The 17,726-nt window shown below is 57.9% G+C and carries 16 protein-coding genes; 10 read left to right on the top strand and 6 right to left on the bottom strand.

Going from position 1 to position 17,726, the window contains the following annotated elements; genetic code table 11:
- The first annotated feature begins 81 nt into the window (after positions 1-81).
- On the top strand, positions 82-948 hold the full coding sequence (gene ilvE, locus AC781_RS07030) for a branched-chain-amino-acid transaminase (protein ID WP_067775689.1): 867 nt from the start codon (positions 82-84) through the stop codon (positions 946-948).
- Positions 949-1,008: 60 nt separating this feature from the next.
- On the opposite strand, the gene AC781_RS07025 is transcribed toward ilvE, so the two are convergent.
- On the bottom strand, positions 1,009-1,392 hold the full coding sequence (locus AC781_RS07025; RefSeq protein ID WP_067775686.1) for a hypothetical protein: 384 nt from the start codon (positions 1,390-1,392) through the stop codon (positions 1,009-1,011).
- Positions 1,393-1,514: 122 nt separating this feature from the next.
- Between AC781_RS07025 and AC781_RS07020 the strand changes: the two genes are divergently transcribed.
- Positions 1,515-2,030 (top strand): NUDIX hydrolase, encoded by a 516-nt coding sequence (locus tag AC781_RS07020; protein WP_067775857.1) that lies wholly within the window; start codon positions 1,515-1,517, stop codon positions 2,028-2,030.
- Positions 2,031-2,039: 9 nt separating this feature from the next.
- Here AC781_RS07020 and AC781_RS07015 read toward each other — a convergent pair whose 3' ends face one another.
- Together AC781_RS07015 and AC781_RS07010 are read right to left on the bottom strand one after the other, a co-directional pair.
- Positions 2,040-3,917 (bottom strand): sulfatase-like hydrolase/transferase, encoded by a 1,878-nt coding sequence (locus AC781_RS07015; protein WP_067775683.1) that lies wholly within the window; start codon positions 3,915-3,917, stop codon positions 2,040-2,042.
- A gap of 82 nt (positions 3,918-3,999) precedes the next feature.
- Complete coding sequence (locus tag AC781_RS07010) at positions 4,000-4,491, bottom strand: YlbF/YmcA family competence regulator (RefSeq protein ID WP_067775679.1); 492 nt, start codon at positions 4,489-4,491, stop codon at positions 4,000-4,002.
- Positions 4,492-4,685: 194 nt separating this feature from the next.
- Here AC781_RS07010 and nrfD point away from each other — a divergent pair, with 194 nt between their 5' ends.
- Genes nrfD through AC781_RS13285 form a run of 4 tightly spaced genes read left to right on the top strand, consistent with a single transcriptional unit; the run spans position 4,686 to position 9,699 of the window.
- Positions 4,686-6,245: an NrfD/PsrC family molybdoenzyme membrane anchor subunit gene (gene nrfD, locus AC781_RS07005; protein ID WP_071133444.1), complete on the top strand. Its 1,560-nt coding sequence runs from the start codon at positions 4,686-4,688 to the stop codon at positions 6,243-6,245.
- A 34-nt stretch (positions 6,246-6,279) separates the two neighbouring features.
- Positions 6,280-6,864, top strand: a complete 585-nt coding sequence (locus tag AC781_RS07000) for a c-type cytochrome (RefSeq protein ID WP_067775673.1) — start codon at positions 6,280-6,282, stop codon at positions 6,862-6,864.
- 4 nt (positions 6,865-6,868) lie between these two features.
- The gene (locus AC781_RS06995) at positions 6,869-8,035 is read left to right on the top strand and encodes a hypothetical protein (protein WP_141675806.1); all 1,167 of its coding nucleotides are present in this window, start codon (positions 6,869-6,871) and stop codon (positions 8,033-8,035) included.
- On the top strand, positions 8,032-9,699 hold the full coding sequence (locus AC781_RS13285; RefSeq protein WP_083076701.1) for a cytochrome c: 1,668 nt from the start codon (positions 8,032-8,034) through the stop codon (positions 9,697-9,699). The genes AC781_RS06995 and AC781_RS13285 overlap by 4 nt, the downstream gene beginning before the upstream one ends.
- A 27-nt stretch (positions 9,700-9,726) precedes the next feature.
- Here AC781_RS13285 and AC781_RS06980 read toward each other — a convergent pair whose 3' ends face one another.
- Complete coding sequence (locus AC781_RS06980; RefSeq protein WP_067775660.1) at positions 9,727-10,245, bottom strand: hypothetical protein; 519 nt, start codon at positions 10,243-10,245, stop codon at positions 9,727-9,729.
- 112 nt (positions 10,246-10,357) lie between these two features.
- Positions 10,358-10,549, bottom strand: a complete 192-nt coding sequence (locus AC781_RS06975) for a hypothetical protein (RefSeq protein ID WP_067775657.1) — start codon at positions 10,547-10,549, stop codon at positions 10,358-10,360.
- 22 nt (positions 10,550-10,571) lie between these two features.
- On the opposite strand from AC781_RS06975, the gene AC781_RS06970 reads away from it, so the two are divergent.
- From AC781_RS06970 to AC781_RS06955, 4 genes are all read left to right on the top strand, one after another.
- Positions 10,572-12,635, top strand: a complete 2,064-nt coding sequence (locus tag AC781_RS06970) for an alpha-amylase family protein (protein WP_141675805.1) — start codon at positions 10,572-10,574, stop codon at positions 12,633-12,635.
- Between the two features lie 373 nt (positions 12,636-13,008).
- Positions 13,009-13,806 (top strand): LamG-like jellyroll fold domain-containing protein, encoded by a 798-nt coding sequence (locus AC781_RS06965; protein ID WP_067775651.1) that lies wholly within the window; start codon positions 13,009-13,011, stop codon positions 13,804-13,806.
- A gap of 479 nt (positions 13,807-14,285) precedes the next feature.
- A complete protein-coding gene (locus AC781_RS06960; protein WP_067775649.1) occupies positions 14,286-15,029 on the top strand; it encodes a PEP-CTERM sorting domain-containing protein in 744 nt (247 codons plus the stop codon).
- 229 nt (positions 15,030-15,258) lie between these two features.
- Positions 15,259-16,860: a phosphoethanolamine transferase gene (locus tag AC781_RS06955; RefSeq protein ID WP_071133449.1), complete on the top strand. Its 1,602-nt coding sequence runs from the start codon at positions 15,259-15,261 to the stop codon at positions 16,858-16,860.
- Positions 16,861-16,894: 34 nt separating this feature from the next.
- Here AC781_RS06955 and AC781_RS06950 read toward each other — a convergent pair.
- The coding region (locus AC781_RS06950) for a 4Fe-4S dicluster domain-containing protein (protein WP_141675803.1) at positions 16,895-17,726 on the bottom strand (832 nt) is incomplete at its 5' end.

Below are 17,726 nucleotides of genomic sequence, written 5' to 3'. Positions count from 1 at the left end.
TGAGGGGCTGTCTCATTTTCTCCTTTCATTCGGTTGATGGAAGGTGTATGTTCACCGCGCTCAATATTTTATTTTTAAGACATGAAGATCTGGTTCGACGGAAAGTTGGTGGATCGCGAGGACGCGAAAGTGTCCGTGTTCGATCACGGTGTTCTCTATGGTGACGGTTGTTTCGAAGGCATCCGTTTTTACGATGGCAAGATTTTCCGTCTGGAGGATCATTTGGTTCGTTTTTACAATTCCGCGCGCTATATTTTCCTGACGATTCCTTTTACGATGGATGAGCTGGCCGCCGCCTGCTGCGATACCGTGAACGCCAGCGGTCTGAAGGACGGTTATATCCGCCTTGTGGTGACTCGCGGCGAGGGCAATCTGGGGCTGAATCCGGCTAGCTGCCCGCGTGCCTGCGTGTTTGCGATTGTGTCTGAAATCACATTGTATCCCGCCGAGATGTACGAGAAGGGGCTGACGCTGATTACGAGTTCCGTGCGCCGCAATGCTCCTGCAGCTCTTTGCCCGCAGGTGAAGTCCCTGAATTACCTGAACAATATCATGGCGAAGCAGGAGGCCGTGCAACGCGGCGCAGGCGAAGCCCTGATGCTGAATGAGCAGGGTAATGTGGCCGAATGTACGGGCGACAATATTTTCATCGTGCGCGACGGCGTGGTGACGACTCCGCCCGTGACGGACGGTGCGCTTGACGGTATTACCCGGCAGGCGGTGATCGATATCTGCATTGAGCTGGAGATTCCGGTGGATGAGCGTACGATCAACCGCTACGATGTGATTTGCGCCGACGAGTGTTTTCTGACCGGTACGGCTGCCGAGGTGATTCCGGTGTCGTCTCTGGACGGCCATTCGATCAGCGACGGTATGGCCGGCCCGATTACGACCAAGATTCTGGCCCATTACCAGAATATGGTGCGTGCGACCGGTACGGTGTGCTAAAAAAGCAGATTTTTGTTTCAAAGGGGTAGCCGACTTTGGTTGGCTACCCTTTTTTCATGATCAATCGCCTGCTTCCAAAAGGCCGCTGGTGGGGTTGAGGGCAATCCAGCAGGACGGGGCAAAGAGACGAGGTGTCGGTTGCGTGAGGGTGGGCTGGTCGGATAGTGTGGTTTCCTCGAGCGAACATAAGAGATGGCTGGTGATGAACATGGCTGCCATGATTGCGATTTGGGCACGACGTGAGATGATCCGGTGAGCTCCGCACAAAAAGGCTGGGATGGCGAATAGCGCATAGAGGTAGTAGGTTGCGTGGGTATAAGTGTGCAGGCCTATACCAGCAGAACGCCCGCTGATCAGGATGTCGAACGATAAGATGAGGCAGAGCGCAAAGAGTATTTTCCTGAATTTACTGCCGGGGAAAATCGTTTGTTTTTTAGCGTTCACGTTTTTTATGCTGGATTGTTTGTGATAAGTTGTCAACAATATTGTCGATGCCTTCCGTTGTGCAGTATGCCAAAACTTGCGAGGGTTGGAAGGAAAACAAGTTACTGTCATATTTTGTTCTTATGGATCGTGTGTTGGGCGAAGGCCGTTTTTTGAAGTTGGTGCGTACGGCGCAGGGTTGGGAGTATGCGGAGAGGACTCGCGGTACGGGCGCGGTGATGATGTTTGCTGCGACGGAGGATGGGCGTGTGGTGCTGGTGGAGGAGTTTCGCCCTCCGGTGGGGTGTTCCTGCATTTGTTTTCCCGCAGGTTTGAAAGGTGATGTGGAGGTTGGCGAGGCGGCGGCGGATTCGGCTCGCCGTGAATTGCTGGAAGAGGCCGGGTATGAGGCGGAGGAGATGAGGTTTCTGTTTACGGGGCCTTCTTCGCCGGGTATGACTTCCGAGACGGTGGATTTCTTTCTTGCTCAAGGCTTGCGGAAGGTGTCGGCAGGCGGCGGGGTGGAGAACGAGCGTATTACGGTGCATGAGGTGCCGCTCGACGGTGTGGACGCATGGCTGGAAGCGCGGATGCAGGCCGGGGCAATGGTTGATCCCCGTGTGTATACGGGACTTTATTTCCTGTCGGAACGGGGATAGGTTTCCGGTTCAGGCGTGAGGCTTCGGTGTGCCGATGGCTGCTTGTTGCCGTTCTTTCGGTTCGGTTGAAGCTGTATTCTGTTGTTTTTTGAGGCATTCCGGCATGTCTCCGGTGTAGGGAGATGCATTGGGCCGGGTGAGGTCGAGTGTGGGGTCGTAGTACGGCGTAGCGATGCCGAAGAGGCCGAGGAGGGTGTGGAAGATGTGTTCCTGCCCGATTGTTTTTTCGGTGTTGCTGCGCAGTCCGTCCAGTGCCTTGGCGTAGTGGGGATGAAGTTTTTCGAAGGAGGGGGAGGTGATGAGGAAGAAGGGGACGATGCACCCGGTGGTGTCGTGGTAGCGCAGGGTGGAGTTGCCGAGGCCGCCGCGGCCCCAGATGCCGTCATGCCCGAGGAATTCGCCGTGGTCGCTGATGTAGAGGTAGACGAAGGGTCGGTTGCCCATGTAGCCGACGATTTGGCGGATGTAGTCGTCGAGGTAATAGACGGTGTTGTCGTAGGCGTTGTTGATGCCTTCGGCATTGGCCTCGGGGTTTTCGAAGCTGGTGAAGGCCGGTTGGAAGGGGGCGTGCTGTTCGTCGAAGTAGCAGAAGGGTGTGTGCGTGCCTTCGTTGTTGATGAAGAGGACGAGGTTGTTGCTGCCGTTTTCATCGATGGTCCGTTTGATGTCCGGCAGGCCGCTCATGGGATAGGCGGGGGAGTTGTAGCTTTGTTTCGAGACCTGGGTGAGGAGCCGGACGACGCGGTCGTATTTGAGTTTCTGGGCGACTTTGTTGCCGAAGAAGGAGTAGATGTCGAAGTTGTGTTTGGCGATGATGTTGAGGATGGAGCCGGTGGTGGGCTGCATGCATGGATCGGTGTCGCGCAGGCCCCGGCGGCCGTTGGTGAGGATGCTGATTTGGGCCTGGCAGGTGTCCGGCGCGACGGAGATGGTGCGGGGGAAGTTGATGAGGCCCGGAGCTGTGTTCAGATAGGGGGTTGTGATTCTGTGGTATCCGTTGAGGGAGAGCCTGTCGGCACGGACACTTTCGCCGATGTGGACGACGAGGATGATGCCCTGGTTCGGGAGGATGGTGTCGCACCGAGATGGTTGTTCGGTGGGGTCGGGAAGGCTTTTTACTTGGTTGATGGTGTCTTCGTTGGTTTCGACTGCTTCGATATAGGCGTTGGCAAGGTTGTAGAATTCACTGCCGGGCCAGTAGTAGTCCTGGCTTTGCCGCTCCATGGGGATGGAGAGGCCCCAGAGGGCCATGATGCCGAGGGAGGCCAGTCCGGTGCGGAGAAGCTGCATTTTCGGGAAGGTGCGCATGCAGCGGTGGAGGCCGTAGCAGACGGCGGCGGTGACGATGAGGAGCCCGGTGAAGCTGAGGATGTTGCCCCAGCCGCTGTAGGCGGATATTTCTTCAGGCGAGGCTTCGAGCGTGGCTGCGACGACGAGGGAGTTGATGGTGGTGCCGTACTGGATGTACATGCAGGTCTGCATTAATTCGAGCAGGAAGAAGGGTGCCCATACGATGAGTGCCCATGAGCGCATGAGCGCCCATGTGGCGGCGAGCATGCCGAGGGTGGTGGCGAGGATGAGAGGGAGTTTCCACGGGTCCGTCCACAGGTAGAGGTTGTATACGATATTGAGGACGAAGCTGAGGCCGAGGAGTATCAGGATGCTTCGGGAGGAGAGAAAGGAGGTGTCTTTGCGGAGAGTTTTCAGGGTGAACCATGCGCCTGCCAGCAGGGCCATGAAGGCATAGGCCGAGATGTGGATGGCATCGAAGGGTGTGAAGAGGTGTTTGGCGCCGAAGGCGATGCTGATGGCGGCAAAGATGAGAAGCAGGATCAGTGGGCAGCGTGCGCTGAAGAGGTGCCGCTTGATGCTGTGCAGGGAAAACATGGGGGTCGGGAGTGTGCCTGGCAGTCGGAAAAACCGGCGGAATCTCACGAGAGAGTCCGCCGGCCGGGAAGTGTAAGCTGGATCAGTGGCTGCACTTGCAGTCGCCGCCATCCTTGCAGTCGCAGTCGTCGCCGCATTCTCCGTCGCAGCCGCAATCGCCGCCGCAGGAGCAGGAGGAGCTCATGGATTGTTTGCGTGCTTCTTCCACTTCTTCGAGGGAGGGAGCGCGGCCGAGGTCGATGGACATGCCGATGAACTGGCTGATGGTGCCGAGGATTTCATCGATCTGCTGGCGGGATTCGAGGAAACCGCGGGCAAGTTCGTTGGAGACGACCGCTTCGCGCAGTTTGTCGAATTTGGAGATTTCCTCTTCGGTCGGCGGCATGCCGGCGAGGTGTTTGTTGCGGAGTTCTTCGCCGTAGGAGTTGACTTCCTGGAAGAGTTTGGTGGCTTCGGCATTTTGGAAGAAAAGGCCGATGCGGGCTTTGGCGGAGATCACTTTCTGGTCTTGGGCAAGGGCGTTGCAAAGTTCCTGGGTGAGCCGGACGATGTCTGGATTGAGCGATGTGTTCATTGCCCGGCAATGATCTCATAGTGGGGGGCATAATGCAATGACGAAACATTTCATGCAGCCGGGGGAATGGCAAATTCGAGTTGCCTCCGGGGTGGCGGGGTTTGAGCTTGTGTCGTCTGGTGGTGTGTGGTAGGGTTTTGCGTCCTTACCGTGGCGGTGTTTCTGGTGTCCGTCCGGTGTGGGGCATGGGTGCCATGTCGAGTCGTGATGCAGTGCAGTTGAGTTGTTTGCCGGAGGAGTCGGTGCGAGCCGTTGAGGCCCGCAAGGGGCTGCTCTGGTGGCTGGGCGTGGCGTTGTGTGCGGGGCTGGCTTTGTACGGGCTGGGCTGGAGTGCATGGAGGCTGGCTTCGGAGGGTGTGGGGCTGCTGGGGGTGAATAACGATGTGCCCTGGGGGTGGGATATTGTGAATTTCGTGTTCTGGATCGGGATCGGCCATGCGGGGACTTTGATTTCTTCGGTGCTGCTGTTGACTCATCAGGGGTGGCGTACGCCGATTGCACGGGCGGCGGAGTTGATGACGATTTGCGCTGTGGTGTGCGCGGGGATTTTTCCGCTGGTGCATGTGGGGCGTATCTGGGTGGTGTGGATGGTTTCTCCGTTTCCCGATGCGAGCGGGGTGTTTCCGGATATCGGTTCGGCTTTGGTGTGGGATGTGCTGGCGGTGGGGACGTATTTCTGCCTTTCGCTGTTGTATTGGTGGATCGGGATGATTCCCGATTTGGCGTTGATGCGCGATCGATGCGCTTCGTGGTGGCTGAAGAGGTTTTATGGTGCGCTGGCCTGCGGCTGGCGCGGGACAGGTCGGCAGTGGGCGGTGTTTCGCCGGGCGAATGTGGCGATGGCCTGCGTGCTGGCTCCGCTGGTGGTGACGGTTCATTCGGTGGTGAGTTGCGATTTTGCGACGACGGTGAAGCCCGGTTGGCATGAGACGATGTTCCCCCCGATGTTTGTGGCGGGAGCGATTCTGAGCGGGATGGCGATGGTGCAGCTCGTGGCGTTGTTCGACCGGGGAGTGCGGCTGCGCGCTGCTTCCGTGCAGCAGGTGATGAGCCGGTTCGTGTTGGGTTTCTCGTGGATGATGGCGGTGTTCTATGCGGTGGAAGCCGGAATGGCGTTGCTGGAGGGCGGTACGGTGGCCGAGGTGATGGTGCAGAGGGTGTGCGGTGAGTATGCCTGGTGGTTCTGGGCGATGCTGGCGGGGAATGTGCTTGTGCCGCAGTTGTATTGGGTGAAGCGGTGGAGGTCGAATCCGGCAGTGGTGGCGGCGGTTTCCGTGTCGGTGTTGTTCGGGATGTGGCTGGAGCGTGTGGTGATTGTGGTGGGGAGTTCGCTGGTATCGTTTTTGCCCGGGCAGGAGGGCGGGTATGTGCCGAGTCCGACGGACTGGTGGATGCTGGCAGGGAGCGTAGGGCTGTTTGTTTGCCTGTATGCCTTGCTGGGCAGGCGGATGCCTCCGGAGTTCGGTTTGCATGGGGACGGTTCGCCAGCGGTGCGCCGCCGGGCGTGGAGGGCATGGATTCCCGCGGCTGGCGCCGTGTTCGGGATGGCGGTGGTGCTGGTGTGGGTTTGGCTGACGCAGGATTGTGCGACTTCGGCGGTGGTGCAGGGGCGTGCGCCGGGATGGGAGCGCTGGGTGGATTTTGTGCCGGCGGTGTTTGTGGGCGGTTTGCTGGGTGCCGGGTTGTGGGCGGTTGCCGGTTTTTTTGCTTGTTCGGGGTTGCCACGGTGGTATCATCCCGATTTCGATGAGTAGTTTGATGATTCAATGATGGAAAGGATATGACGGGATGCAGCGTGTCGGTTTGATTGTTTGCCTGATAGCCGCTTTTGTCGCGGCGGTGGCGGGATGGAATTATTTGGAGCGGGCCGACCGGAATGACGGGCGGCTGGTGCGCGATATGGTGCAGGTGCAGGAATCCAGAGATTGGGAAGTGCCTTCCAAGACGGCTCCGCAGAGTACGACTGCCCATGCGGACGGGTTCCGGAGGCAGGACGGTTCGTACGAGATGTCCGGAAATTCTTCGGATGGCGGTGCGGAGCTGCCGGTAAAGTGGAGTTCCGCGAAGGAGGTGATCAGGATGCAGGGGCTCGGTGCGAGGGTGTATGCCAATCATTGCGTTTCGTGCCACGGGGTGCGGGGTGCGGGGGACGGGAAGTCCGCTGCGGCTGAGGGGATGCCTGCAGTGGCGGCGTTTCAGAACGAGAAGTATGCGACGTTTTCGCTCGGGCGGTTTTATAAGAGTATTGCGGACGGGCAGGGGAATATGCCTGCGTATGGCGATAAGCTGACGGTGGAGGAGCTTTGGGCGGCGGCTTTGTGGGTGTTCCATTTGCGTACGCTTTCACCGCTCAATTTGGAGAATAATGGGTGACGGTGTGTCCAGCGGTGTATCTGGCGGTTCTTTCGCTTTTTCGCGGCGGGGGGTGCTGCTGCTGTGCCTGGGTGTGCTGATGGTGGCGGGGGTGATGTTGCACCGGGTGTATGAGGCGTGGCCATCGGATGAGGGTTCGTTTTTCGGGGTGCCGATGTTCCGGTGGAAGGCTGCTTTGGCGACCGGGGTGTTTTGTTCCGGGGTGTTGGCGGCGGCGCTGGGGTTGGGTGCGTTGTTTTGGTGGATGGTGTTGCGGGTGACGGGTGCCGGCTGGAGCGATGATGTGCGCGGTGTGTGGTGTGGCCTGTGCCGGGCTTCGGTGTGGGGCTGGCTGTTGGTGTTGCTTGTTTTGCAGGTGATGCTTCCGGTGCTGTACCCATGGGCGATGGAGGCGGCGCGCGCTGCGGCGGCAGGGCAGGCGGTGGATTGGGGCGGGAACGATGTGCGCGGTTGGTGGCTGGCGGAGCCGTTTTTCAAGGGAAGGTCTTGTGCGGTTTTCGGTTTGTTTGCGGTGATGTTTTTGCTGATGGGGATGTTCCGCCGGAGGGGGCGGGTTCGGCATGAGCGTCTTGTGGCGGCGGTGTGCCTGCCGCTGCTGGTGGCGGCAGTTGCCGTGGCGGGGGTGGATTGGTGGATGGTGCGGTCGGCCTGGGTTTCGTCGATGCTGCCTTTCTGTTTTCTGGCGTTCGGTGCGACGGCGGCTGTTGCTTCGGCAGTGCTGGCCGGTGCCGGTTCTTGGACGAAGAGTGTGGTGAGGAAGATGGGTTTGCTGCTGCTGGCGGCTTTGGCTTTTAAGGTGTATTTTTCCTATTCCCAGTTCATGTTGATTCAATACGGCAATTTGCCGCATGAGTGGGAGTTTTACCGCGTGCGTTCGGCGGGGATGTGGGAGGGCTGGCTTCCGGCGATGTTCGGCGTTTGGGTGTTGTGCGTGCTGGCGATGGCTTTCGTGCCTGCCTGCCGCAGGCGGCGGGGTGCGCTGCGGGTGGTGGCGGTGCTGGCCTTGGCGGCGAGTGCGGCGGAGGGGTTCTGGTATGTGGCTCCGGGTATCGTGTGGGATGTTCCCGATGCTGCTTTCGTGTGGGTGTATGCCGGGTGCCTGGCCGTGGTGGCCGGGATGGGCTGGCTGGTTTTCAGGGCGTTCGGTTCCGGAAGGGAGGCGGAGGAATGAAGTCTCCGTCCGTGCTGCCTTTGTCGGACGATGTGTCGCGCCCCGGCGTTCCGGTGCCGCGTCCGCTTCCGTCGCCCGTGTTGTCCGCCGAGGCGTTGGCATGGCTGCGGTGGTCGTTGCGGTGGCTGTGCCTGGCTGCTTTGGCAGGGCTGGCTTCATGTATGCCGGTGTGCGCGGCCCGGTGGCTGCCGGGTGTGCTTGTGCCGCCGGAGGTGCCGTATGTGTTCCAATCCCTGTTTTTGGCAGGATGGGTTTGGATGGGGCTGTTTGCCGCTTTCGTGCAGGCGATTCCCCCGGAGTGCAAGTCGGTTTTGCGGCTGGTGCGCCTGCTGCGCGACGGCTGGAATGTGCTGGTGGCCGTGGCGGCCTGTTCTGTGTGGGGAGGCGTGGGGAGCGGTTTTTGGTGGATGCCAGCCGCACCGTGGCTGGTACCCTGTTTTTTGCTGTTGATGGCCGGGAGTTGTTGTGTCGTGGGGATGGTGCGGCGTGCCGGGGTGGCCCGGTGGGCGCAGGCGGCGGAAGCCGGGCTGTTTGCCTTGGGTTGTGGCGTTCTGGCGGGGTCATGGCTGGATCCGTGGGGTTGGGTGCCGGGCTGGTGCGGATGGGCCGTGCTGATGGCTGCCGGGCTGTGCTGGGTGTTCAGGTTTGCGGGTAGCCGGGGGGTGTGGGTGCGCTGCTGGTCGGCGGCGGTGTGGAGCGTGGCCTCCGGTTTGCTGTTCGGGCTTCCGGCGGTGTATGGTTGGGGGTATCCGCTGGGCGGAGCTTGCCTGCTGTTTGTTGTGGCCTCGGTGTGGGCGTTGTGCAGGTTGAGGCGGCGGCATGGTGCAGCGGGCGGTTCGAAGAAGGCTGCGTGCGATTGTTCGTGGCGGATGGGAGTGGGCTGTGCCGGTCTTGCCGCGGCGGTTGCGGGAGCGTGTTTTGTGTTTATTGTTCCGATGCAGGATGCTGCGGCATGGAAGAGCGACGGTGCGCGGGTGTTGGCGGGCAGAGGTTGCCTGCTGTGCCATGCTTGCGGCCCGGTGTCTTCCGTGACGGGGCTGGGGCCGTCGCTGGACGGTTTGATGGGGCGCGTGCAGGGCAAGGTGTCCGTGGAGGAGAGGATGGTGGCTTCTCCCCGCGAGTGGTTGTATCTGCATCTTTATAATCCGGGCGATCGTTTGTGGGGAAAGGTGCGTTCGGCCTGTCCGGCGATGCCCGGTTTGTTTGAAGAGAGGGATTGTTCCGTGAAGGGCAGGTCACCGGAGGCGTTGCCTGTGCGTGTGTCTGCGGGGAGGGAGCTCGTTCCTTCTCCGGCGGCGGTGGCGCTGGTGGATTTTCTGTCGTCGCTCGAAGGGGCGGCTGGCGGTGCGGAGGATGCAGCGGCTTCGCAACAGGTTTTGCTGGCGAAGGGGAAGAGGCTGTATCTTTCCAAATGCGCCGTGTGCCACGGACGGAACGGTGCGGGCGATGCGGTGAATTATCCTCCGCTGGAGGGTTCGGAGTGGCTGGTGGAGGACGATGCCCGGTTGCGCGATGTTATCCGCAACGGTCTCGAAGGGAAGATCAAGGTGAAGGGCCGCGAGTGGGATTCCCTGATGCTGCCGCCGGGCGTGACGAAGGATGAGGATGCCGAAGCGATTATCCGGTATCTCAAGGCGGAGTTTGCCCCGAAACCGAAGCTGTGAGGTGTCGGTACGTGATGCGGGCGGCGTTTATTTGACAGGGACGCCGTTGTTTTCGAGGTAGGCGAGGAGGGTGGCCAGTTCTTCGGGAGTGAGGTCGCTTTTGACGACCCACAGGGCGAGGCGTTTGCCTCCGAGGAAGAGCAGGGCATCCGGTGTGAGATGGACGGAGGTGAAGGCGTTCAACGGGCCTTCGACTATTTCGCTGCCTTCGTAGCCGAACTGGAATTTGTCCGGGTAGAAGCGGTACGTTTTCCGTTTGTTGTAGGACGGAGAGAGTTTGCTGACTTTCAGCGCCATGTTGACGAGGTAGGGGATGTAGCCGAAGAGGGCGATGCAGCTCATGACGAAGCCCGCGATGGCGATCCACGCGTAGGTGGTTTGCCCGGTGTACATGAGGAGGATGGATGCCGCCGTGAAGAAGATGAGGACGATGGCGTCGAGCCAGGGTTTCCATTTGGGTTTGGAGACGCCGTACCACTGGGTGAGGATTTTTTTCATCATGTCGTCGCTGGGGGCGCCTTTGATGATTTCGATGTATTCGGCCATGGTGTGAAGAGGATGATGGTGGGATGCGGTGAAGGATGTGCGGACTGTGTGCCGCTTGCCGCAGTGTACACGTTCAGCAGGACTTTTGGCAAGTCCTTTTCATGAACCGTTTTCAGAAGTCGGCTGCCGGCGGTGGCGGGATTCGGAAGTTTTCTTCCGGGAGCACGTGTTCTCTTTTTTCGTCATACTGGTATCCGGGTTGAGGGGCGGGAGGCCGGAAGCGCTTCAATGCGGCTTGTTCGGGAGTGTTTTCGCGAGAGAAGGAGAGTGGTGCATGCCTCGTCCGGGGCTTGCGTTTCTCCATGATTTGATGGTATGATAGACACATGACTTCATCAAAGATTCTGACCGGATTGTTGTCTCTCGGCATGATGGGTACGGGCGTGCTTTGTGCCGCTTCCACTCCTGACGCAGCCAATGCTCCTGCTTCTGGCGCGAATGTGTCCAGCCAGCAGGCCGATGGCGTGCTGGCCAACGATCTCGTGGAACTGCGCGTGCAGACCGCAGGCCGCAAGCTGGCCAATATGATTTTCACGGATAAGCTGAACGGACGTACATACGACCTCGGCCCCGATTTCTTTTCTCTTGTGATTGCCGATTCCGAGCCGGACGAGTTCCTGAGCAAGGAGGTCGTCAAGGAATCGACTCATGTGTTGCGTGCTTCCGATCTGGCGGCAGGGAAGCTGACGAAGACGGATATTCCCGGCGATCCGAAGGCGCGCCGCCTGGTGGAACGTGCGAACGGCTCCCGCCTGACTCTTCCTTTCGCGAAGACGGATAGCGGCCTGCAACTGACGTGGTGGGCCGAAGTGCGCGAAGGCCATCCTTATGTGCGTATTGGGCTGACGATTCTGCCCGAGCAGGGTTCCCTGCCTGCCCGCGAGATTACGGTGCTTGATTTCGCCGCTCCCGAAGCGGAGGTGGTCGGTTCCGTGAAGGGAGCTCCCGTAGTGGCCGCAGGTCGCCGCCTGTTTGCCGGGGTGGAACATCCTCTTTCCGTGAATGAGGCGGACAAGGGCCGGGTGACGGCGAAGATCAAGCACAAGACGGATCTTCCCAACCGTGCCGCAACGACGGTTTCTTCCGTGCTCGGCGTGTCGAATCCTTCCCAGCTTCGCCGCACGTTCCAGCTCGCCTATCTCAATGAAGAGCGTGCGAGGCCGTATGGCGCTTTCCTGAATTACAACAGCTGGTACGATATCGGCTATTTCGATCCCTACGATGAGAAGGCGGCGATGAACGTGGTGCAGACGTTCGGCGAGGAGCTGGTGCGCAAGCGCGGCGTGGTGCTGGATTCCTTCCTGTTCGACGACGGATGGGACGATACGCAGACTCTCTGGAAGTTCCATAAGGGGCTGCCGAACGAATTCCGCGATATTCGCAAGCTCGCCGAATCGTACGGTGCGGCTCCGGGCGTATGGTTCTCCCCGTGGGGCGGCTACGGCAAACCGAAGGAAAACCGTTTGGCTGCCGCCAACGGCAAGTTCGAGACGAACGAGAGCGGCTTTGCTCTTGCCGGGCCGAAGTATTATGACCATTTCCGCGATATGTGCCTGCACATGATCCGTGAAAACGGTATCAACCATTTCAAGCTCGACGGCACTTCCGGCGTGGAGCGTCTGATTCCGGGCAGCAAGTTTGCCAGCGATTTCGAGGCGATTATCAATCTGATCGACGGTCTTCGCAAGGAACGACCCGATTTGTATGTGAATCTGACGACGGGTACCTGGGCTTCGCCCTTCTGGTTCGGTATTGCCGATTCCATCTGGCGCGGCGGCTGGGACCACGAGTTCATTGGCGAAGGCAGCGACCGCAACCAGTGGATGACGTTCCGCGATGGGCAGATTTATGCGAATAACGTAGCTGTTTCTCCCTTGTTCCCGATCAACTCGCTGATGACGCACGGCGTGATCTATACGAAGCGCGCCCGCAATCTCCAGAAGGTGGAAGGCAACGACCTGACGAATGAAATCTGGTCGGGCTTCGGTTCCGGCACGCAGATGCAGGAGATGTACATTACTCCGTCGCTGCTGACCCAGCCGGAATGGGATACGCTGGCCGCGGCTGCCAAGTGGGCGCGGAATAATGAAGGAACCCTGGTCGATACCCATTGGGTCGGAGGAGATCCGGCGAAGCTCGATGTGTACGGCTGGGCCGCATGGTCTCCCGAAAAGGGGATTCTGACGCTGCGCAATCCGTCTTCCGTGCCTCAGACGTGGAGTTTCGAAGCCGCCTCTGTCTTCGAACTGCCTGTCGGCGCTCCCTTGCGCTACAAGCTGTCTTCCCCGAAGGGCGACAAGCTTCCGGTGGACAGGATCGAAGCGGGCAAACCCGTGAGCCTGACGCTGCAACCCTACGAGGTGGTCGTACTTGAAGCGACCCCGGAATAATAAAGGTTATACGATTTGATTTGCCACACGCGCCGGCATGTTCCGGCGCGTGTTTTTTTGCCAAATAAGTATTTTGTTGTTAGTGTGTTTATTTGTTTGCTTTCAGTTTTATATGGTGATTTTCAGATCTTGCGGATTTGGAATCCTATGTTCTTGACATGAGTTTTCTATTTATGTTAAATAATAAAGAGTCAACGCATTTGATGGGATGGATTCGATAGAATATTATTCCCGGAAAATGCGATTCTTGTATCAGGATACATTGTTAAATCGTTTACTGATTGAAACTTTCGTGTGTTTTTCTGTTGACACAGGATTCCAAATCCGCTAGATTAGATTTCAAGAACAATTTTACTTATCATTCTTACTTCATATGAAAAAAACTATCTCCATTTTATGTGCTTTGGCCGGCATCACGACTTCTGTTTCGGCAGGGACGGTGATGGATCAAAGCCTGTTCGGCTATACGAAATTCTCGGATGCCTTGCAGGCCGATGTCGGTTCAAGCAAGGAACAGGTGACAGGTTCGAAGGGTGCGGGTAATCTGGTGTGGTACGAGATGCTTCGCACTTATGGTGCCGGCGGGGCTGTGTTTTCCGGATTGACGATGACCCAGAACCATGCGACCGGAAACCGCATGATGATGACGGTAACCATGATGGTCGATACCTCCAAGATGGTGTTGCCGACTGCGTCGGGCAGCATTGCAACGATTTTTTCGACGGGCGGTGCGACGCAATGGGGGCTTGGCGTGCGGTCATCCGGCAAGCTGTGCTGGATGTGGGGTGGCAATGCCTGGGGGTCGGATATTGATTATACGCTTCCGACGAATGGTTCGCTGATGCTTTCCATGGTGACGGGACGCATCAATGGTGTGGCCGATGGCACGGAAGGCGCCCGTATTTATATCGGGGGAACGGATGTGTTCTTTGATGCCGGCGGCCTGAAATCCAATACGAGCGCCAATTCGCTGAGTATCGGGGCGAACAATGCCGGTAACAATACTTTGGCTTTGGCTGTTCAGCAGCTTTATGTACACAATACGTCTCTTTCCAAGGCGGAAATCGGCGCGTTGATGGCGGAAATGGAGCTTGTGCCGGAACCGGCAACAGCGACATTGAGTTTGCTTGGGCTTGCCTGTATGGCCTTGCGCCGTCGCCGTGCGGCTTGAGGGTGCTGCCACAGTGTTTTGTGCCGCAGGGCGAACCGTTTGACGGTTCGCCCTGTTGCCTGCCGGGATGTTGGGCCGAATTGGCTCCGTTGATTTTTCTTGCATTTCATTTTTGTTATTTTGGAGATTCGAAATGAAATGATTGAGTATGAAAGGAAGAAGATGATGGTTTATGTTGGGCGGATAATGAATCCGATGTCAACATGAAATGCTCAAACAACAGATAAAAGAACGTTTTAGAGAATAATACGATACACTATTTGCTCCAAGCGCCGGAATGATGTTTTTCATGGGAAAAAGCAATCATCAAACATCCATATTGTTACGCCAAATATATTCAACGATCAAGCAATAAGGATTCATTATCCGCTAGGGTACACGTGTCCAATTCAACTTTCTCTCTAATTGATATGAAGAAAACAATTTCTATTTTATGCGCATTGGTCGCTTTAGGTTCATCCGTTTATGCCGGGGTTTTGATGGATCAGAGTGTTTTCGGCTATACGCAATTTGCCGACGGTTTGTCTGCAGATGTGGGTACCCAAAAATCCTCCATTACGGGCACATTGGGCACGGGCAATGAGATTTGGTACGGTATGCTCCGCACACGCGGAACATCGGCCGCCCATTTTTCCGGCGCGGCTTTGTCCAGCATGCCATACGGCAGCGGCAATACGCGTGTTGCCATGTCGGTTTCTCTGATGCTGGATACGTCGAAACTGGTACGCCCCACCACGGGGTTTTCGACCATTTTCTCGGCCAGCAATGCAGCAGGTTTACAATGGGGACTGGGTATTACGAGTACCGGTAGCCTTTGCATGCTTTGGCAGCCGAACAGCAGCGGCTCGATTACCAATTACGCAACATTGGGCTATACGGTGCCTGCGACGGGATCGTTGTCTCTCTCTCTGGTGACAGGGCGCTATGAAGGAACTACCGATGGAACACGCCTTTATGTGGGCAATAGCAGCACCTATTTCACCAATACAGGGCTGAAATTCGGCGGAACCAGCATTACGCAGCTGAATGTCGGTGGAGATCGTACGGACAATTCCCGCCTGCAGGCGGCTGTGCAACAGCTGTATGTTCATGACAAGGCTCTTTCCCAAACCGAAGTCGGTTCTTTGATGGCGGAAATGGCGGCTGTGCCGGAACCTGCTACGGCAACGTTGAGCCTGCTCGGGCTGGCCTGCATGGCATGGCGCCGTCGCAGGGCTGCATGAAGCCGGAGGCTTCCATGTGTTTTGCAAAACGGATCGCGATGCGATCCGTTTTTTTGTTTGATGAGACATATGCCGTTTTGTGGGGAGGGTGGCAATAAGAGATGTTCGGGGCGATGTCTATAAATATGCCGTTGACATCGCATAGGTAGGTTATTATGATTTCGCGATTTCTCTTGATGCCGCACAGAGATGAAAGTATGTGGCCGAATGGAGATGAAATGGACGCGAGATGCCGATGACGAAGTGGTGGAAGATGCTGGTGCGTAGAGAACGGTTGCCGCAATGGGCATACTGGCTGTATGTGTTGATGGTGGCAGTTGTCCTGTATTATGCTACGTATACGGTTTCGTTCGGGGCGGATGATTTCTCCTCGGTCGATCGGTCGCTTGGGGCGCATTGGGCATCGCTGTGGAGTTGGAATGGCGCTGTGGCCACCTTGTTTTTTGCCGTTGCTCTGGATTTGTTCATCCGGGCAAGGTTTTGGGGTATGCTGTTTTGGGTGCCGTTCATGCTGTACCAGACGCTGCGGATGTATATGTATTATTGTCTGGGCATTTCCGACCCTTCTTCCTATGTCGGTATTTTTCTCGGGACGGATTGGGAGGAGGCACGCTCGTATATGACGTTCGGGAATGCGATGTGGCTCGCGGGGAGCGTGTTGGCGAATGCCGGGATTTATCTGCTCGGCCGTTTTTTGATCGTTCGATGCCGAATAATCGCATGGAGGTGGATTCCGGCGGCTGAGACGGCTTTTCTGGCTGGATGGGTCTGCATGGTGGAGTTTGCCTATATTTATATTTGCCCGCCGTATGATTCTTTTGTGATTGCCGTCTTGGATGCTCAGAAGACGATTCGCAAAGGTGGGGAGCTGGCTACATTGAAGAAGCTGCCGAAGGCGGCGGAGGGGGCGTCTTCCCTTGTGCAGCGGGGAGGCCCGGTGACGGTGATTTTCATCGTGGGGGAGTCGGTGCGGGCAGATCATTTGCAGGTGTGCGGCTACGAGCGCAGGACGACCCCGCTTTTGGCGGCAAGGAGGCAGCGGGGTGAGCTGGCTGTTTTTCCGAATGTGCTTTCGTTTGATACTTCGACGGAGAAGAGCGTGGTGGGGATGATGACCAATGCGGCGAATGATCGGAGGGTGCCGACGGTGGGTTCTTTTGTGTCGCTGTTCCGCAAGCATGGTTTTCAGACGGCGTTTTTTTACAATATGCGCCGGGAGGCGACGCCGCCGATGATGCTTTTGACTGAAGATTGCGAGGATCGGTATTTTTCGGATTCGTTTCTGGCGGATGGGATTTTGTCGCGTGTGAAGGATGTGTTGGCTGAGGGCGACGGGAACAGGCTGATCGTGTTGCAGACGAAGGGTTCCCATTACCATTATTCCAATAAGTATCCGCGTGAAGGGTTTTCCGTTTTTCTTCCCGATGAGCATGACCGGGATTTGAGTATGCAGAAGCCCGATCTGGTGAATGCCTACGATAATTCGATTCTGTATCTGGATTATTTTCTGGATTCGCTGATGGAGTTTTCGCGGGAGAGGAATGTGGTGCTGGTGTATTGTTCCGATCATGGAGAGTCTTTCGGAGAGGGTGGCCGTTTTCTGCATGGAGGGCCTCTGTCGATGATGGAGCAGCGGCAGGTGCCGTTGCTGGTCTGGTGTTCTTCGGCGTACCGGGAGAAGAATCCCCGGTTGTGGGAGAATTTGACGCGGAGGCAGGGAGGGGCGGCGGAACACGGGAATCTGTTCCATACCGTGCTGGGTTTGGCTGGGATATGGTCGGTCTGGTACGAGCAGGCTCTGGATTTGGCTGCGGAAGAGGCTGCCAGTTGATGTCGGCCTGTGGCCGGGAAGCAGGGACTGCAGGTCAGTCCCGATTCGGAGGCGGACTGTACCGGGAGAGGTAGGCGGTGCGGGGGCGGGTGCCGAGGTTATCCAGCAGGCGTGAGGCGCGGGGGGATGATTGGGCGTTGTAGGTGGCCGAGGGTTTGGCGAGTTTGAGGAGGTTGCCGAAGGTGATGGCCTGCTGGGGGCAGGCTTGCTGGCAGGCTGTTTGTACGGCTCCGTGCGGGAGGCGGAGCATGTCTTCGGTGAGTTCCAGTTCGGTGGAGGGGCGTTCGCCGGTTCCCTGCATGAGGCCGGAGCGGTGGCGGGCTTTGGCTTGGACGATGCGCTGGACACAGTAGCTGCATTTTTCCATGACGCCGCGCGAGCGGACGGTGACGTTGGGATTGCGCTGGTATTTGGTGTCTGCCTCGGAGGCTTTGGCGTAGTCGAAGAAGTTGAATTTGCGTGCTTTGTACGGGCAGTTGGCTGAGCAGTAGCGGGTGCCCCAGCAGCGGGGGTAGACCATGGCGTTGAGTCCGTCGTCGGTGTGGACGGTGGCATTGACAGGGCAGACGGATTCGCAGGGGGCGGCTTCGCACTGCTGGCAGGCGACGGGGACGCTTTGGAGGGTGGGGGAGCTGGCGCCGGGGCGGTGGCGGAGGTAGCGATCAATGCGGATCCACTGGAGGTCGCGGCCTTTGATGAGTTCTTGCTTGCCGACGAGGGGGATGTTGTTTTCCGCGCGGCAGGCGATGAGGCATGCGTTGCAGCCGGTGCAGATGTTGAGGTCGATGCTCATACCCCATTGTTCCCGTGTGTCGGGTGTACGGTCGGCGAGGTTGAGGGTGGGGGGCTGGCCGGTTGTTCCGGGC

The organism is Neoakkermansia glycaniphila (assembly GCF_001683795.1).
Classification (GTDB): domain Bacteria; phylum Verrucomicrobiota; class Verrucomicrobiia; order Verrucomicrobiales; family Akkermansiaceae; genus Akkermansia; species Akkermansia glycaniphila.
Note: the sequence above shows the minus strand (reverse complement) of the source record. Positions and strands in the feature narration are given on the sequence as shown.

Excerpts from the sequence above, each read along its gene's own strand:
- ilvE (WP_067775689.1), top strand. The coding sequence starts at position 82 with ATGAAGATCTGGTTCGACGGAAAGTTGGTGGATCGCGAGGACGCGAAA.
- AC781_RS07020 (WP_067775857.1), top strand. The coding sequence starts at position 1,515 with ATGGATCGTGTGTTGGGCGAAGGCCGTTTTTTGAAGTTGGTGCGTACG.
- AC781_RS07015 (WP_067775683.1), bottom strand. The coding sequence starts at position 3,917 with ATGTTTTCCCTGCACAGCATCAAGCGGCACCTCTTCAGCGCACGCTGC.
- AC781_RS07010 (WP_067775679.1), bottom strand. The coding sequence starts at position 4,491 with ATGAACACATCGCTCAATCCAGACATCGTCCGGCTCACCCAGGAACTT.
- nrfD (WP_071133444.1), top strand. The coding sequence starts at position 4,686 with ATGTCGAGTCGTGATGCAGTGCAGTTGAGTTGTTTGCCGGAGGAGTCG.
- AC781_RS07000 (WP_067775673.1), top strand. The coding sequence starts at position 6,280 with ATGCAGCGTGTCGGTTTGATTGTTTGCCTGATAGCCGCTTTTGTCGCG.
- AC781_RS13285 (WP_083076701.1), top strand. The coding sequence starts at position 8,032 with ATGAAGTCTCCGTCCGTGCTGCCTTTGTCGGACGATGTGTCGCGCCCC.
- AC781_RS06980 (WP_067775660.1), bottom strand. The coding sequence starts at position 10,245 with ATGGCCGAATACATCGAAATCATCAAAGGCGCCCCCAGCGACGACATG.
- AC781_RS06975 (WP_067775657.1), bottom strand. The coding sequence starts at position 10,549 with ATGGAGAAACGCAAGCCCCGGACGAGGCATGCACCACTCTCCTTCTCT.
- AC781_RS06970 (WP_141675805.1), top strand. The coding sequence starts at position 10,572 with ATGACTTCATCAAAGATTCTGACCGGATTGTTGTCTCTCGGCATGATG.
- AC781_RS06965 (WP_067775651.1), top strand. The coding sequence starts at position 13,009 with ATGAAAAAAACTATCTCCATTTTATGTGCTTTGGCCGGCATCACGACT.
- AC781_RS06960 (WP_067775649.1), top strand. The coding sequence starts at position 14,286 with ATGGATCAGAGTGTTTTCGGCTATACGCAATTTGCCGACGGTTTGTCT.
- AC781_RS06955 (WP_071133449.1), top strand. The coding sequence starts at position 15,259 with ATGCCGATGACGAAGTGGTGGAAGATGCTGGTGCGTAGAGAACGGTTG.